The sequence below is a fragment of the Streptomyces sp. NPDC001868 genome, from assembly GCF_040297125.1.
GTDB lineage: Bacteria > Actinomycetota > Actinomycetes > Streptomycetales > Streptomycetaceae > Streptomyces.
The window spans coordinates 77939-92512 of sequence record NZ_JBEOYO010000037.1 but is presented as its reverse complement, the minus strand read 5'-3'; the positions used below and the strand labels follow the sequence as shown (position 1 = coordinate 92512).

Genomic DNA, 14574 nt, shown 5'->3' with positions numbered 1-14574 from the left:
GCGCCCTTGAAAAGCAGGGGGCTGCGCCCCATGCTTTTCGCCTTCGGAGGGCCGCAGGCCCCTCCTGGGGGCGCGGGGAACCGCGCGAGAACCCCCACCGGACCCGCACCGACCCACTCACCCAGGGGGTCGAAGGGGCGGCAGCCCCTGGGGATGGGACGGGTAGGGGCGGCGGGGGCGAGGGACCCTAGGGGGCGACCTCGACCGAGGACTCCCGCTGGTGGGGAATCTCCACGCTGCCGCCACCCGTCTGGAGCGTGATCGCCCGCCGGGGCACCGGCACACTGATCCCCTCGGCCCGGTACCGCTTGTGCAGCCGCTTGATGAACTCGTGCTTGATCCGGTACTGGTCGCTGAACTCCCCGACCCCGAGGATCACGGTCATCCCGATCCGCGAGTCACCGAACGTGTGGAACCGCACGGCCGGCTCATGGTCGGGCACCGCGCCCTCGACCTCCTTCATGGTCTCGGCGATGATCTCGTTGGTCACCCGCTCGACATGCTCCAGATCGCTGTCGTAGCCGACACCCACCTGCACCAGCAGCGTCATGTCCTGCTCGGGCTGGTTGAAGTTGGTCATGTTCGTGCCGGCGAGCTGCCCGTTGGGGATGATCACCAGGTTGTTGGAGAGCGACTTGATCGTCGTCTGCCGCCAGTTGATGTCGACGACATAGCCCTCCTCGCCGCTGCTCAGCTTGATGTAGTCGCCCGGCTGGACCGTCTTCGAGGCGAGGATGTGGATGCCCGCGAAGAGGTTGGCGAGGGTGTCCTGGAGCGCCAGGGCCACCGCGAGACCGCCGACACCCAGGGCCGTGACCAGCGGGGCGATCGGGATGCCCAGCGTCTGGAGGATCACCAGGCAGCCGATCGCGAGGACCGTGACCCGGGTGATGTTCACGAAGATGGTGACCGAGCCCGCGACCCCGGCCCGGGACTGGGCGAGCGTCCGCACCAGACCGGCGATCACCCTGGCCGACGTGATCGTGGCGACGAGGATGAACAGCACCGTCAGGGACTGGTTCACGTTGTGCTGAACGGTCTTCGTCAGCGGCAGCACCGCCGCCGCGGCAGCGGCCCCGCCGACGAACGCGCTCCACGGCACCAGCGAGCGAAGCGTGTCGACGATGACATCGTCACCGCCCCAGCGGGTCTTCGTCGCGTGGCCGCCCAGCCAGCGCATCAGTAGCCGCAGCAGGAACGCGGCCAACAGGCCTGCGGCCAGGGTGATTCCGGCCACCAGGTAGTCGTCGAGGGTGAGGGTCCGGGTCATCGGTCGCCTCCCGAGGGACGCGGGGAGCGACCGACGGACCGTATGTCAGGTCCCGTGGGCCGTATGTGATGTGTCGTCACCTTGCCACCTGCTCGAATTCGACATGCACGATCAACGCCTGCCCGGACGTGTGTACGACGTCGGGCGCGACCGCTCATCCTGCCGTATCCGCACGGCTGATCGGCACCGGACCTGCGTGGATCGGCCGACGACCGGCCCCGCCACCACGGGAATTGTCCGGATGTGCACCGCGGTACGACCGCCTCCGCCTCGCGGATCCGAAAGGCATCTCACCCGGTGTCAGCCATCGCGTCAGATCACCTTCAGCCGCACCAGCGCGCCGAGCGTCAACGCGCCCGGCAGCAGCGGCAGCCAGACCGTGATGATCCGGAACGCCAGCACCACCGCGGTCGCCACGGCCACCGGGCCGCCGGCCGCCACCAGGGCGACCACGAGCGCGGCCTCCACCGAGCCGAGACCGCCCGGCGTCGGCACCAGGGCGACCGCGACCGTGGCGGCGAGATAGGCGAGAGCCATGTGCGCCACCGGGATGTCCAGCCCCAACGCCAGCCCCACGGTGACCAGTACGCCCGCCTGGAGCGCCGGGAACGCGAGCGAACCGCCCCAGAGCGCCAGGACGCGTGTCGGCCGGGTGTGGATCGAACGGGCCTCGCCGAGCGCCGTGCGCACGAAGCCGAACACGGCCGTACGCAGCCGTCGTACGAGGAGCAGCGCGGCCACGGCGGCACAGGCGACGGCGACCGCCGTGATCAGCAGGGGAGTCGACGTTCCGTCAGGGAGCAGCGGGCCGAGGCGCAGGGCCTGCGGGAACGCGAGCAGCAGGGCCAGCAGCAGGCCGACGCGGGCAACGGACTCGGCGAGCAGATACAGCGCGAGCGCCGCCGACGAACGCGACAGCGACACCCCGCACACCGTCATGAACCGCAGGTTCACCGCGCTCGCGCCCAGGCCGGTCGGCAGCAGATGGTTCGCCGCGCCCGCGGCGAACTGGGTGGCCAGCAGCCGCCCGGCGGGCAGCCGCTCGACGAGCGCCCCCTGCCGGGTCACGGCCGCCGCGACCCACGTCAGACAGGTCACGCCGACCGCCGTGACCAGCCACGGCCAGCGCGCGGTCGCGAGATGGGCGAAGCCCTCGACGAGAACGGAACGGTGCCGCACCGCGACCACCAGGACCAGGACCAGGGGGAGCAGACAGAGGATCCGCCGCACCGGAACACGCCGGCGGAGCCCCCGCCCCGGGCCGCCCCGCCCGGACGCCTGGGTCCGGCCCCGGCCCTCGCCCTGCTCCTGGTCCTCGCCCTGCTCCTGTGTCCGGCTCGCGGGCAGTCGTATCGCGCTCACACCGGGAGAGGTTCTCCAGGCCCGGCCAACGGGGGGTTGCGGGCGCGGGGACGGCGGTTGACCGGCGGCGGACTTCACCGCGCCCCGGCGTACGCCGACTCGCCCCTTGACCTCAAGTTTGGTCGAGGTTCTAACGTCCCGCATATGAGTATGGAGACCACCGCCTGGACCCAGCTGCAGGGCATGATGACCGCCCAGCGGCACAACCGCCCCCTCGCCCGCGCGACGCTACGGCGTGTCGGCGCCTTCGCCCGTCCACATCGTCGCCGTATCGCGTGGTTCGTCGGCATCGGTGTCGTGACCGCGCTGCTCGCCGTGGCGACGCCGGTGCTCGCGGGGAAGGTCGTGAACGTGATCGTGTCGGGCGGGGACGAGGCCCTCGTCGTCCGCCTTGCCGTGCTCATCGCCCTGATCGCGGTCGCCGAGGCGGCGCTCGGGCTCCTGGGCCGACGCCTGTCGGCGACGCTCGGCGAGGGACTCATCCTCGATCTGCGGACCGCCGTCTTCGATCATGTGCAGCGCATGCCGGTCGCGTTCTTCACACGTACTCGTACGGGAGCGCTCGTCAGTCGACTCAACAACGACGTCATCGGCGCCCAACGGGCCTTCAGCAACACCCTGTCCGGAGTGGTCAGCAACGTGGTCACCCTGCTGCTCACCCTCGCCGTCATGCTCACCCTCTCCTGGCAGATCACCCTCCTCTCCCTCGTCCTGCTGCCCGTCTTCGTGATCCCCGCCCGGCGCATGGGCAAGCGGATGGCCCGGCTCCAGCGGGAGGCCGCCGACCTCAACGCGGCCATGGGCACCCGGATGACCGAACGCTTCTCCGCGCCCGGCGCCACTCTGGTCAAGCTTTTCGGACGCCCGGACGACGAGTCCGCCGAGTTCGCCGAACGGGCCCGCCGGGTACGGGACATCGGCATCCGTACGGCGATGGCGCAGTCGGCGTTCATCACCGCCCTCACCCTCGTCTCGGCCCTCGCCCTCGCCCTGGTGTACGGCCTCGGCGGCTGGTTCGCGCTGCGCGGCACCCTGGAGGCGGGCGCGATCGTCTCCCTGGCGCTGCTGCTCACCCGGCTGTACGCGCCGCTCACCGCGCTCGCCGGGGCGCGCGTGGAGATCATGAGCGCCCTGGTGAGCTTCGAGCGCGTCTTCGAGGTACTGGACCTGAAGCCGCTCATCGAGGAGAAACCGGGCGCCCGCGAGGTGCCCGAGGGCCCGGTGGCCGTCGAGTTCGACGACGTCCGCTTCGGCTACCCGTCCGCCGACAAGGTCTCCCTCGCCTCCCTGGAGGAGGTGGCCTCCCTCGACACCCGGGGCGGCACCGAGGTCCTGCACGGCGTCTCCTTCCGCGCCGAACCCGGCCAGACCGTCGCCCTCGTCGGCTCCTCCGGCGCCGGCAAGTCGACCGTCGCCCAGCTCCTGCCCCGGCTCTACGACACCGACGCGGGCGCCGTGCGGATCGGCGGCGTCGACGTACGCGAGCTGAGCGCCGCCTCGCTGCGCGGCACCCTCGGCATGGTCACCCAGGACGGCCACCTCTTCCACGACACCGTCCGCGCCAACCTGCTCCTCGCCCGCCCCGACGCCACGGACGACGACCTGTGGGACGTCCTGCGCCGGGCCCGCCTCGACGACCTGGTCCGCGCCCTGCCCGACGCCCTCGACACCGTCGTAGGCGAACGCGGCTACCGGCTCTCCGGCGGCGAACGCCAGCGCATGACCATCGCCCGGCTGCTCCTGGCCCGCCAGCGCGTCGTCATCCTCGACGAGGCCACCGCCCACCTCGACAACACCTCGGAGGCCGCCGTGCAGGAGGCCCTCGCGGAGGCGCTGGAGGGCAGGACCGCCGTGGTCATCGCCCACCGTCTGTCGACCGTACGGACCGCCGACCAGATCCTCGTCGTCGAGGCCGGCCGGATCGTGGAACGCGGGCGCCACGAGGAGCTGTTGGCGGCGGACGGGCGGTACGCGGAGCTGTACCGGACGCAGTTCGAGAAGTCGGGCGAGTCCGTCGGGCAGGCGCCGGTCCCCGCCGCCTAGGACGCGTGGAACCCCGGGGGAGGGGTGCGGCTTCCCCGGGGTTCAGCCCTCGACGCCGGTCGACGAGTGGGCGGCGCCGACCGGCTTGGACTCCGGGGAGCCGCGCTGGCGCAGATAGACCGAGAGGATCGCCATGGAGGCGATGGCGAGGAACTCCGACTGCCAGTTCTGCAGCGTACGGTTCCAGAAGTCGGCCGAGGCGACGTAGTCGGGCCAGCTGTCGGGCGCCTGGAGCCCTCTGAGCTGCTCCTCGTTGTACGCGGCCACGCCCGTGATCGACTGGGCGAACCACGACAGCACGAAGACGGTTCCCATCACGTACCCCAGCGAACTGGCGTACAGCCTGAGGCGCAGACCGCCGGCCGCCGCCCAGCGGGGGGAGTCCGCGCCCGCGTACGGCCCCACCCGCTGTTTCTCGTCCGACTCGACACCGATGTGCTCCGGATGCTTCGACTCCGGTGAACCGCGCTGCACCAGCCAGACCGTGAGGAAGACGTACAGGAAGAACTGCAGGTACTCGGACTGCCAGTTCTCCATGACATCGACGGCGAAGTCGGATGAGGTCATGTGCTCGCCGAGGGTCACCTGTTGGAGGTCCTCGGCGGCCAGCCGGTTGTCGAAGTCGGCGTGACCGGCGAACGCCTGGCCGATCAGGGCGAGGACGAACAGCGTCAGGAAGGTGAGCCCCAGGCCGTTGTCGCGCAGGAACCCCCGTAGGGACCGGCTCATCGGTGCAGCACCCCCAGCGTGACGCAGTAGGCCAGCCCGCCCGCGATCACCAGCAGGCACAGGGCGAACATGACGCGCACGACGTCCTCAACCTCCCTTCAGCAGACAGCGGTAGGGCCGCTCCGGACGTGGCGTGCACCCGGCGGCGACGACCTTCCAGCCCCCGCTGAACCGCGACAGGAACAAGGTGTCCGCGGGGAACACCACCCGGGCCTGCCGTCCGGCGACATCGACGCCCTCGACCTCGTCCCCGGCCGCCGCCACGAACGGAACCTCCTCCTCCAGGACCCCTTCCTCGCACGACGTCCGGGCGGACCGCTCGACCTCGTCCCGGACACCGGGAGCCAGCACCGCACACACCGTGACCCCGTCCCGCGCGCCCAGCGCCCGTTCGAAGTCGAGGGCCGCGTCCAGCGCCGCCGTACGCCGCTCCTCGACCGTCCCGCAGCCGGCCGTCAGCAGCACGACGGCGGCTCCCGCCGTCACCCCCCATCGCCCGCGCCAGGGCATCCCAGGGCCTCCCGTTCGACAGTCGATGTCGTTTGCCGGTCTGTCGGCGTCGGTGTCGGTGTCGACGGACGGTAACTCCGCCTCAGAAGCCGCCCCGGGCGCCGCGCGAGGGCCCGGGACCGAACGTCCCCCGGCCGGGGCAACAGGCGCTACGAACCGTTCGCCCCCGTCGGGCCGGCCCGGTGCACCGGCAGCCGGTACACCGCGAAGGCGCGCCGGATGACCGGCTGGGCCACATTGCGCACCCGTACCCCACCGCTCGTGATGCCGTGCTCGGTGCCCAGGTGGGCATGGCCGTGGACGGCGAGATCGGCGCCGGACTCGTCCATGGCCTCGGCCAGCAGATAGCTGCCGAGGAAGGGGTAGATCTCCAGCGGCTCGCCGACGAGTGTGTCCGGTACGGGGGAGAAGTGGGTGAGCGCGATCCGGACCGCGCAGCCGTCCTCGGCCAGCGCGTCGAGCGCGCGGCGCAGCCCGTCCGCGAGGCCCCGGGTGTGGCGGACGAAGGCCTTCATCTCGGGTTCGCCGAACTCGCTGCCGCTGCGCCCGGCGAAGCCCCCGCCGAACCCCTTCGTCCCGGCGACCCCGACCCGTACGCCGTCGACCCGGACGACGGTTCCCTCGCCCTCCAGGACCCGCACACCCGCGTCCCGCAGCACGGCCGTCACTTCCTCGGGCCGCTCGGCGTGGTGGTCGTGGTTGCCGAGGACGGCGATCACCGGCACCGGCAGCCCCGCCACCTCGTCGGCGACGACGTGGGCCTCCTCCGGCGTGCCGTGGCGGGTGAGGTCCCCGGCGAGCAGCAGCAGGTCGGCGTGGTCGGGCAGGGTGTCGAACGCCGGCCGGAGCAGACCCCGGCTGTCCGCCCCCAGATGGATGTCGCCGACGGCCGCGACCCGGATCACGACAGCTCCTCGGGACGGTGGTCGGGCGCGGTGACGTCGGCCAGCGCGATGTCCGCCCGCACGGCCACGCCGGGCAGCTCCGCCGCCGCGAGCCGCAGCACCGCCTCGCGGTCGGCCGCCGAGGACACCGTGCCGGTGATGTGCACGGCGTCGCCGCGCGCCTCGATCCGCATCCCCAGCTCGGCCAGATCGCTCCGGGCGAGCCGCTCCTCCAGGTGGGCTATGCGGTACTCGGTGTGCGTGTGCGTGTGCGTGTGCGTGTGCGTGTGCGTGTGCGCCGCCGGGCGGGCGGTGCCGTCTTCCGGTCCGTTGTCATGTCCTGTCGCCATCGCCGGTCTCCTCCGGCTCGGTCGCGTCCCCGCTCACGTCCTCGCTTGCGTCCTCGCTCGCGTTCTCGATCACACGGAGGCGCTCCAGCAGGAAGAGGAAGGCCGCGGGCATCGGCTCGGCACCGCACTCGTCCCGCACCCGGCTCCAGTCGATCTTCTCGCGCAGGGTGCGGGCGATCGGCAGTACGGCACCGAAGTCGCAGTAGTGCTCGGAGAACGCCAGGAGCCGCCCGACGAGCAGGTCTGTCGCCGTGAGCACGGGCATCCACACGGACTGGACCGACAGCGTCTCGGCCCGGTCCAGCAGCTCACGGCTGACGGGCGCCCGGGACGGCCGGAAGATCAGGTCGACCTCCTGGCCCTGGCTCCGGGTCTTCAGCAGCCAGTCCTCGGACGGCTGGACCACCTGCAGCCCCGCGGCCTCCAGGGTGGCGGTCACCGCGTCGATGTCCTCCGGCAGCACACAGAAGTCGACGTCGTGCTGGAGTGTCCCCGGGCCGCCATGGGCGTAGACGGCGACGCCGCCCGCCAGGGCGAAGGGGTGCCCACCGGCCTTGAGCAGCGAAGCGACCTCCTTGGCCGCTTCGAGGATGGCCTGGGTCCGGTCGGGAGGAAGCCCGTCGTCGTCCGGCTCGGCGAGATCGCCCATGGGTTCCACGATAGTGCGGCTCCGGCCGATGGCCAGGCGTGCGCGGCGGCTCGCGGCGACGGGAGATCAGGCGACGACCAGGGGCCTCAGGACGCGGTGGGCGATGTCCAGGCCGGTCCTGACCTTCTCTTCGGTGCCGCTCCACACCGGGTCCTCGTGCTCCACGGAGAGCGTGCCGGTGAAACCGTTGGCGTAGAGCGCGTCCTCGTCTCGTCGGCGAGTCTCCGGCGCTTCGGGGGTGTCGGCGACATCGGTCCAGGCGAGTGACCCGCTCGGCAAGTATGGCCGGCTCGGGTGCGGTGGGCGGCAGGCGTACGGCGGCCATGGCGAACGGTCAGCCCGTCGACCTGCTCGGCGAACGTCCGCCGCGGACAACGAATGTTCTCGCAGTACAGCCGCCGCACCGTCAGCTCGATCAGCACCGGTCGATCTCCAACTGACGTGTCGGCAAGGCATCTCCCAGCGGTCCTGGAGATGCTGGGGGTGCTGCCCCCACCCGTGCGCGACCTGATCATGACAGCCGTACGGTCGGAGACGGCCCTGGCCGAAGAGGCAGTCGGCTGACATCCGAGGGGTATCCGACGCCTACCGATCAGCGGTACTGCATCAACAGTATTTCGTTGCGGTTGACGGAGGATGCGGGCTGAGTAGCGGTTCCTTGCGGCCCGCCGACCGGCTGACAACAGCAACCCCTCGGTTCTCGCGTCGAGTTGGCCGCAAACAACACGATGCACCCCGGTCCGCCCTGGGTAGTGTGCAGAGGATCGCCGATGGTGTCCCGCCTGGGGCCCTCGGGCTGCCCCGGTCCGTCCGTCCTGCACGAGGAGGGTGCGTGAACGAGTGGCTCATCTACCGAGGTGCGGGACAGCCGCACGACGGGGTGGACCGGTTGCCCGAGCCACCCCCGTGGCGCCGTTTCGACGGTGGACCGCCGGTGCCGCCGCCCGTGCCCGTCGACGCCGTCTCCACCCGAGGGCTCGGCCGGGGCAGCGCGTTCGCGGCGCACTACCGGCCGACTCCGGCCGAGCTGGAGCTGGTCAACGCCGCGCTGTATCTGCGCCGGCCCCTGCTCGTGACCGGGGAGCCGGGCAGCGGCAAGAGCACCCTCGCCCACGCCGTGGCCTACGAGCTGGGGCTGGGCCGGGTGCTGCGCTGGCCGGTCACCAGCCGTACCGAGCTGGCCGACGGCCTGTACCGGTACGACGCCCTCGGCCGCCTCCAGGACCTGCAGATCACGCGTCCCCACCGGCCGGACGGTGACGGAGCCGACGAGACGGACCTGCTCGCCTCAGGTATCGGCCGCTACCTGAGGCTGGGGCCGCTGGGCACGGCCCTGCTGCCGACGACGCGGCCCCGGGCACTCCTGGTCGACGACCTGGACAGGAGCGACATCGACCTGCCCGGCGACCTCCTCGGCGTCCTGGAGGAAGGCGAGTTCGACATTCCCGAACTGGAACGGATCTCCGAACGCCACCCCGTGGTACGAGTCCGGGACCACGACGGTCGCGCGGTGGAGGTGCGAGAAGGACGCGTCCGCTGCCAGGCCCTCCCGTTCATCGTCCTCACCAGCAATGGCGAGCGGGACTTCCCGGCTCCGTTGCTGCGTCGCTGTGTTCAGCTGCATCTGGAGGCCCCCGACGAGGACCGGCTCGCCGCCATGGTGCGGGCCCATTTCGGCGAGGACGCCGCCGAGCGGCACGCAGATGTCATCGCGCGGTTCCTGGAGCACAGGCCCGGCGAACAGCGGGCCGCGGACCAACTCCTCAACGCCATCTACCTCACGCGACACGCCCAGGACGAGGAGCCGGGCACGCGTGCGCACCTCGCCGACCGGCTGATGCGCCCGCTGAACCGGTCCACGGGGTGAGCCGGAGTGGCCATCCCCGAAACGAGCCCACCCGATCCCGTGGCCGCACTGATCGGACGGCTGCGCGCGGCCGGAGCGACAGTCGACGCCACGGACCTCGCCGACGCCCTCTGGCTGGCCGACTGCACCGGCACCGGCCTCGCGCAGGACCAAGGCCTCGCGCGGGACGACGCCCCGGCGACCGGAGAGACGGCCGGCACGGGGGACGTGACCGGCTCCGGTGCCCCGGACACGCCGTCCCTGGCACACGCGCTGCGCCCGCTGAGGGGCTACGGTCCGTGGACTCGGCCGTCGGGGGGCGGAAGGAACGCCCGGCTCGACGAACCCGGAACCGCGCGGACCCACGCCGCCGGGGGTTGCACCGTGCCGGTCTTCCGTCGTACCCGGAGCGGGCAGGCCAGGATGCAGCTCCTTGTCGACGACTCGCTGTCCATGTCCCTCTGGGACCGCATGGTGGAGGAGCTGCGCCACGCCTGTGAACAGGCGGGGGTCTTCCGGACCGTGACCGTCCACCGGCTGCGCCCGCACCCCGACGGCGAAGCCGGTGTGCTGCACGGGTCCGGCGAGACCGCCTGGCTCGGCCCGGCAGGCGCATTGTGCGACGTCAGCGGGCGTACCGTCACCCTGCTGCTCAGCGACTGCTCGGGACCGCTGTGGCACCACGGCGCCGCTCAGCGGCTGATCCACCGTCGGCTCGGCACCGGTCCGCTGGCCGTCGTGCAGCCGCTGCCCGAGCGGCTGTGGTCGGACACCTCGCTGCCCACGGAGTCCGGAACCCTCAGGCTCGTGCCCGGCCCCGGTGGCGCGCTCGCCTTCGACCCGCTGCGATCGGCGACGCCTCCGTCGTACGAACAGAGGCCGTCGTACGAACAGAGGCCGTCGTACGGGCGGAGACTGCCCTTCCCGGTCCTGCCGCCGACCAGTGACGCGCTCGGCGCTTGGGCACGGCTGCTGGCGGGGCGGGGCGGCGGCGCGTTGGCGGCGTCGGTGGCCTGGGCCGGCGCCCGGGACGAGGGGGCCGTACCACGGCCCCGTCCGGCCCACCCGCCGGAGCGGCTCATCCAGGAGTTCCGATCCGTGGCCTCATCGGCGGCTCAGCGACTCGCCGTCCACCTGTCGGCCGCGCCGCTGTCCATCCCCGTGATGCGGCTCGTCCAGCACGCCGTGCTCCCGGAGACCGGCCCCGGCGAGCTGGCCGAAGTGCTCTGTGGCGGCCTGCTCGAACCGATGGCAAGCGAGGCCGACGAAGCCTGGTACGAGTTCGTCCCCGGCGTACGGGAGCTGCTGTTGCGCGGGCTGGACCTGGACGAGGCCCGTACGGTGCTCGAGCACTGCTCAAGATATGTGGACCGGGTGTTCGGGCGTCGGGCGCGGAACGTCCCCGCCTTGGTGCTCGGCCATCTGACCGGGGGGCCCGTCGACCTCGGGGAGACGGCGGACGGCCCGGTGCCGAGGCCCTTCGCCGAGGTGCCCCGCGACGTACTGCGCAGGTTTCAGCCGAGCGGCATCATCGGTCCCTCGGCGGGACGGGAGGACAACACGGTGCGAGCGGTCGCCGATTCCGAACAGGCCCTGGCAAAGGCCCGCAGCCATCTGAGGCGCTTCGAACAGCGGGGCGGCATCAGCGATCTGTGGGAGGCCGTGCGGACACTGCGCGCCGCCGCCCGCACGGTGGAGACGGCAACGTTGCTCGCCGAGTGCCTGGTCGCCCTGTGGGACCTGCATCGGGATCGCGGCGCGCTGCAGGACGCCGAGGACGCCGCCCGCGCGGCCCTGACGCTCATCGAACCGGATCTGGCCCGCGCCCACTTCGTCCTCGGCAAGGTCCTGCGAGCCGAGTCCGAAGCCGCGCCCGATGCCGAGACCCGTGCCGCCGTGCTGACAGAGGCGGCCGACAGCCTGGAGCGGGCCTACTCCCTGCTGCGCTCCGATCCGCGTCCCCTGCTCGACGTACTGCTGTGTGTCGTGGAAGTCGTCCGCGAACGGTACCGGCTGGGCGGCGACCGGCGGCTGCTGTACGGCGCCCAGGTACGGCTCGACGCCCTGCTGGAGGGCTGGCCGGGCGATCAGCCGCTGCCCGGCTCGGCTCTGCTGGCGCGGGGCGGACTGCTGATGGCGCTGAGCGAGAACGCCCGGCTGCGGGACTCCTCCGACGAGTCGCGGGCCCTCGCGGTCCAGGCCGCCGCGGACTTCGAACAGGCCGCGGCCCTCGCCACGCAGACCGAGGAACCCCGTACCGTCGTCTGTCGTGCCCGTCTGGAACTCGCCGAGGCCCGTGCGGTCGTCACCGGTGACCGGGGCGCCGCGGGCGTCGTCAGTGCGTTGACCGACGCCCTGCGGACCGCGGGAGACACGGGAGAACTACGGTTGCGCGGGCTGTGGCGGCTGGCCGAGGCCCACACCGAGCGCTGGACCCGGACCGCCGATCCGACCGAACTGGACACCGCCGACGGTTATTTCGCCCGGGCTCAGGCGGAACTGCCCGCCGACGATCCGCGTCGGCCGCGACTGCTCACCGCTCGCGGCCGCGCTCTGCTGAGCCGTGCGGAAGCGAGTGCCGACGTGACCGCGGTCACGAACGCGGTGCGCGTGTTGCGCGCGGCCCTGGCCCAGACACCGGAGAGCGATGCCGAACTGCCTGCCCGTCTTCTTCTCTTCGGCCGGGCTCTGCACCAACACCACCGTTCCGGAGGCACTTTGACGGACCTTCACGAGGCCGAGTGGCTCCTGTCCCGCGCGGCCCGGGGTGCCCGCGCGGCGGGCGACACCTCGACGGAGGCCCACGCCTGGCTGGAACGCGGCGACGGCCTGCTCGTCCTCGCCCGCGCCCAGAGCGCCACCTCGGAGTACGAAGACCGCGCCGCCGAGTCCTACCGTCGTGCGGCGGCCGCCACGGAGTCCTCCGCCGACCACCTCCTCGCCGCCCGCGCCATGCACCGCCGCGGCACGGTCCTCGAACGCACCGCGGGCCCGGCCCGAGCCCTCGATGCCTACCGGACGGCGTGGTCGCACTGGCAGGCCTCGGGCGAGACACGGGGCGCGGAGGGACGGGAGACGCTGGGGCGGATGCGGGCGTTGAGCGGGCCCGCCGTGTGAGAGGGAGCCGGGGCCACGGCGCTCCTGAGTTGGCCTGATCAGGACATGAAATAGATCTGATTCGGCCTCGCGAGGCCATCAATCGATGGAACTCGGTCTTCTACGGGCATGCATTGCTTGAAGAAAGGATTTGGCACCCCTTCTGCGCGGGTAATCAACGACGGCCGACATTCCTGGGAGGAGCCACCGTGTCGAACCCTGTGATCGGCGAGTCCACCGCATGGGACGAGCCGCTTCCGGATCTCACCTGGGTCGAGTGGGCGGAAGTGGGGGCCGGATGTGGAGATTCCGCGTTGGGTGAGGTGCTGGCGAATCTGGAAGGGAGATCGATGAGCGCGATGGCCTTCTATGACGACACACCTCTCGTCCGGTTGGTCGACTGAGGTGAGCCCGACTGGAACCAAGTCGCGCCGGGCGGTTCATTCAGGCCACTTTCCGTCACGCCTTTCTTGATCGTTTTTCCTCGCGCCCGCACGGGCATGCACGTCCCAGGCAGGAATGGGGGGCCACATGCCTACGTTGTCGCAGACGCGTGTCGACAGCACGATCGACTCTCTTCTCGCGCCATGGCCGCACGCCGTCCTTGATGTTCCCGCTCTCCGCAACGCCGGCCACCGCGCTGTTCCACTCCGGCAGTTCACGCTCAAAGTGCACAGCCGATGCAATCTGGCCTGCTCGTACTGCTACATCTACAACGGCTCGGACATGTCCTGGCGGACTCATCCGCCCCGGGTGACACCGCACGTCATGCGCCAGACCGCGCTGCGCATCGCCGAACACGTGAGAGACCACGAACTCCGTGGTGTCCGTGTGGATCTGCACGGGGGCGAGCCGCTGTTGACGGGCCCGGACATCCTGCTGGAGTACGCCGCCGCGATCCGCGCTGCAGTGCCCGCCGACCGCGTGGTGCAGGCGACTGTACAGACGAACGGGACCCTGCTCACCGAGGGCGTCCTGGCCGAACTGGCTGAGGCCGGGCTCCAGGTAGGCCTCAGCCTCGACGGCGGCACGCCTGAGCTCAATGAGCACCGGCTGGATCACGCCGGGCGCCCCTCGTGGCAGTCGGCCGCGAGGGCGGCCGGACTCCTCCTGCGGTATCCAGAGGTCTATGCCGGCCTGCTGTGCACCATCGACATAGCCCAGGAGCCGGAACGGGTCTACCGGTCCCTCGCCGCGCTGCGACCGCCTTCTCTCGACCTGCTCCTGCCGCATGCCAACTGGTCGGCACCGCCTCCCGGACTTCCGGAACGCGCTCCCGAAGCCGCACGAATGGGGGATCGCGGTGCGACGCCCTACGGTGACTGGTTGGCCGCGGTGTTCGATGTGTGGTGGGACGGCGACGCCCCCGAGCCGCGGCCGCACATCCGGATCTTCACCGAGATGGTTGCTCTGCTGCTGGGGTTGCCCAGTGTCACAGAAGCAGTGGGGCTGTCTCCGGTGGTCGCGGTCGTGGTCGAGACCGGCGGCTCCATCGAGCAACTCGACTCACTCAAACGGGCGTACGAGGGGGCGGTTCTGACCGGCCTGGACGTTTTTCGGAACTCATTCGACGAAGTGCTGGACAACCCGGGTATGGCGGCGCGTCAACTGGGCATGGCGGCATTGTCGACGACCTGCCGCTCCTGCCCGGTCATGCGCGTGTGCGGTGGGGGGAACTACGCGCATCGATATCGGGAGGGCAGTGGATTTCGTCATCCCAGTGTGTATTGCCGGGACCTGGAGCGACTGTTCAGACATATCGCCGTCCGGTTGCAGTCGTCTGCCGCGAAATTCAACGGACCGTCCGGTGAATAAATGGATGGTGTGTCACATTA

At 71.3% G+C, this 14574-nt stretch carries 14 protein-coding genes and 2 pseudogenes; 7 read left to right on the top strand and 9 right to left on the bottom strand.

All coding sequences use genetic code 11. The annotated features are described in order from the left end of the window. The 3 genes and pseudogenes from ABT147_RS32915 to ABT147_RS32905 all read right to left on the bottom strand — a co-directional run. Window positions 1-181: pseudogene (locus ABT147_RS32915) on the bottom strand (cobyrinate a,c-diamide synthase); the annotation flags it as partial. Window positions 182-187: 6 nt separating this feature from the next. After that, on the bottom strand, window positions 188-1270 hold the full coding sequence (locus ABT147_RS32910; protein ID WP_351412999.1) for a mechanosensitive ion channel family protein: 1083 nt from the start codon (window positions 1268-1270) through the stop codon (window positions 188-190). A gap of 312 nt (window positions 1271-1582) precedes the next feature. Further along, window positions 1583-2500, bottom strand: a complete 918-nt coding sequence (locus ABT147_RS32905) for a lysylphosphatidylglycerol synthase transmembrane domain-containing protein (protein WP_351413018.1) — start codon at window positions 2498-2500, stop codon at window positions 1583-1585. A 282-nt stretch (window positions 2501-2782) separates the two neighbouring features. Here ABT147_RS32905 and ABT147_RS32900 point away from each other — a divergent pair, with 282 nt between their 5' ends. Further along, window positions 2783-4675, top strand: a complete 1893-nt coding sequence (locus tag ABT147_RS32900) for an ABC transporter ATP-binding protein (RefSeq protein ID WP_351413016.1) — start codon at window positions 2783-2785, stop codon at window positions 4673-4675. Between the two features lie 42 nt (window positions 4676-4717). Here the strand turns inward: ABT147_RS32900 and ABT147_RS32895 are convergent, their stop codons facing one another. From ABT147_RS32895 to ABT147_RS32870, 6 genes are all read right to left on the bottom strand, one after another. Continuing rightward, on the bottom strand, window positions 4718-5404 hold the full coding sequence (locus ABT147_RS32895; RefSeq protein ID WP_351412997.1) for a DUF6766 family protein: 687 nt from the start codon (window positions 5402-5404) through the stop codon (window positions 4718-4720). Between the two features lie 87 nt (window positions 5405-5491). Continuing rightward, window positions 5492-5914, bottom strand: a complete 423-nt coding sequence (locus tag ABT147_RS32890; RefSeq protein ID WP_351412996.1) for a hypothetical protein — start codon at window positions 5912-5914, stop codon at window positions 5492-5494. Window positions 5915-6063: 149 nt separating this feature from the next. Beyond that, complete coding sequence (locus ABT147_RS32885) at window positions 6064-6819, bottom strand: metallophosphoesterase family protein (protein ID WP_351412994.1); 756 nt, start codon at window positions 6817-6819, stop codon at window positions 6064-6066. After that, on the bottom strand, window positions 6816-7148 hold the full coding sequence (locus ABT147_RS32880) for a BON domain-containing protein (protein WP_351412992.1): 333 nt from the start codon (window positions 7146-7148) through the stop codon (window positions 6816-6818). The genes ABT147_RS32885 and ABT147_RS32880 overlap by 4 nt, the downstream gene beginning before the upstream one ends. Next, window positions 7132-7797 (bottom strand): nucleotidyltransferase family protein, encoded by a 666-nt coding sequence (locus ABT147_RS32875; RefSeq protein ID WP_351412989.1) that lies wholly within the window; start codon window positions 7795-7797, stop codon window positions 7132-7134. The genes ABT147_RS32880 and ABT147_RS32875 overlap by 17 nt, the downstream gene beginning before the upstream one ends. A gap of 66 nt (window positions 7798-7863) precedes the next feature. Next, window positions 7864-8076: a hypothetical protein gene (locus ABT147_RS32870; RefSeq protein WP_351412987.1), complete on the bottom strand. Its 213-nt coding sequence runs from the start codon at window positions 8074-8076 to the stop codon at window positions 7864-7866. Window positions 8077-8175: 99 nt separating this feature from the next. On the opposite strand from ABT147_RS32870, the gene ABT147_RS32865 reads away from it, so the two are divergent. The 6 genes and pseudogenes from ABT147_RS32865 to ABT147_RS32840 all read left to right on the top strand — a co-directional run bounded on the left by ABT147_RS32865 (window position 8176) and on the right by ABT147_RS32840 (window position 14554). Further along, window positions 8176-8361 (top strand): hypothetical protein, encoded by a 186-nt coding sequence (locus ABT147_RS32865; RefSeq protein WP_351412985.1) that lies wholly within the window; start codon window positions 8176-8178, stop codon window positions 8359-8361. A 2-nt stretch (window positions 8362-8363) separates the two neighbouring features. Next, window positions 8364-8444, top strand: a pseudogene (locus tag ABT147_RS32860) (peptide-methionine (R)-S-oxide reductase MsrB); the annotation flags it as partial. A gap of 185 nt (window positions 8445-8629) precedes the next feature. Further along, window positions 8630-9664, top strand: coding sequence for an AAA family ATPase (locus tag ABT147_RS32855; protein WP_351412982.1), 1035 nt, complete (start codon window positions 8630-8632; stop codon window positions 9662-9664). A 39-nt stretch (window positions 9665-9703) separates the two neighbouring features. Then, the gene (locus ABT147_RS32850) at window positions 9704-12760 is read left to right on the top strand and encodes an SAV_2336 N-terminal domain-related protein (RefSeq protein WP_351412980.1); all 3057 of its coding nucleotides are present in this window, start codon (window positions 9704-9706) and stop codon (window positions 12758-12760) included. Between the two features lie 188 nt (window positions 12761-12948). Continuing rightward, window positions 12949-13143 (top strand): hypothetical protein, encoded by a 195-nt coding sequence (locus ABT147_RS32845; protein ID WP_351412978.1) that lies wholly within the window; start codon window positions 12949-12951, stop codon window positions 13141-13143. Window positions 13144-13270: 127 nt separating this feature from the next. Then, window positions 13271-14554, top strand: a complete 1284-nt coding sequence (locus ABT147_RS32840; RefSeq protein WP_351412976.1) for an FxsB family cyclophane-forming radical SAM/SPASM peptide maturase — start codon at window positions 13271-13273, stop codon at window positions 14552-14554. Window positions 14555-14574: the final 20 nt, after the last annotated feature.

What these genes read in the sequence shown, in the direction of transcription:
- ABT147_RS32910 (WP_351412999.1), bottom strand. Translation starts at nt 1,270, where the DNA reads ATGACCCGGACCCTCACCCTCGACGACTACCTGGTGGCCGGAATCACC.
- ABT147_RS32900 (WP_351413016.1), top strand. Translation starts at nt 2,783, where the DNA reads ATGGAGACCACCGCCTGGACCCAGCTGCAGGGCATGATGACCGCCCAG.
- ABT147_RS32895 (WP_351412997.1), bottom strand. Translation starts at nt 5,404, where the DNA reads ATGAGCCGGTCCCTACGGGGGTTCCTGCGCGACAACGGCCTGGGGCTC.
- ABT147_RS32890 (WP_351412996.1), bottom strand. Translation starts at nt 5,914, where the DNA reads ATGCCCTGGCGCGGGCGATGGGGGGTGACGGCGGGAGCCGCCGTCGTG.
- ABT147_RS32880 (WP_351412992.1), bottom strand. Translation starts at nt 7,148, where the DNA reads ATGGCGACAGGACATGACAACGGACCGGAAGACGGCACCGCCCGCCCG.
- ABT147_RS32875 (WP_351412989.1), bottom strand. Translation starts at nt 7,797, where the DNA reads ATGGGCGATCTCGCCGAGCCGGACGACGACGGGCTTCCTCCCGACCGG.
- ABT147_RS32865 (WP_351412985.1), top strand. Translation starts at nt 8,176, where the DNA reads ATGTTCTCGCAGTACAGCCGCCGCACCGTCAGCTCGATCAGCACCGGT.
- ABT147_RS32840 (WP_351412976.1), top strand. Translation starts at nt 13,271, where the DNA reads ATGCCTACGTTGTCGCAGACGCGTGTCGACAGCACGATCGACTCTCTT.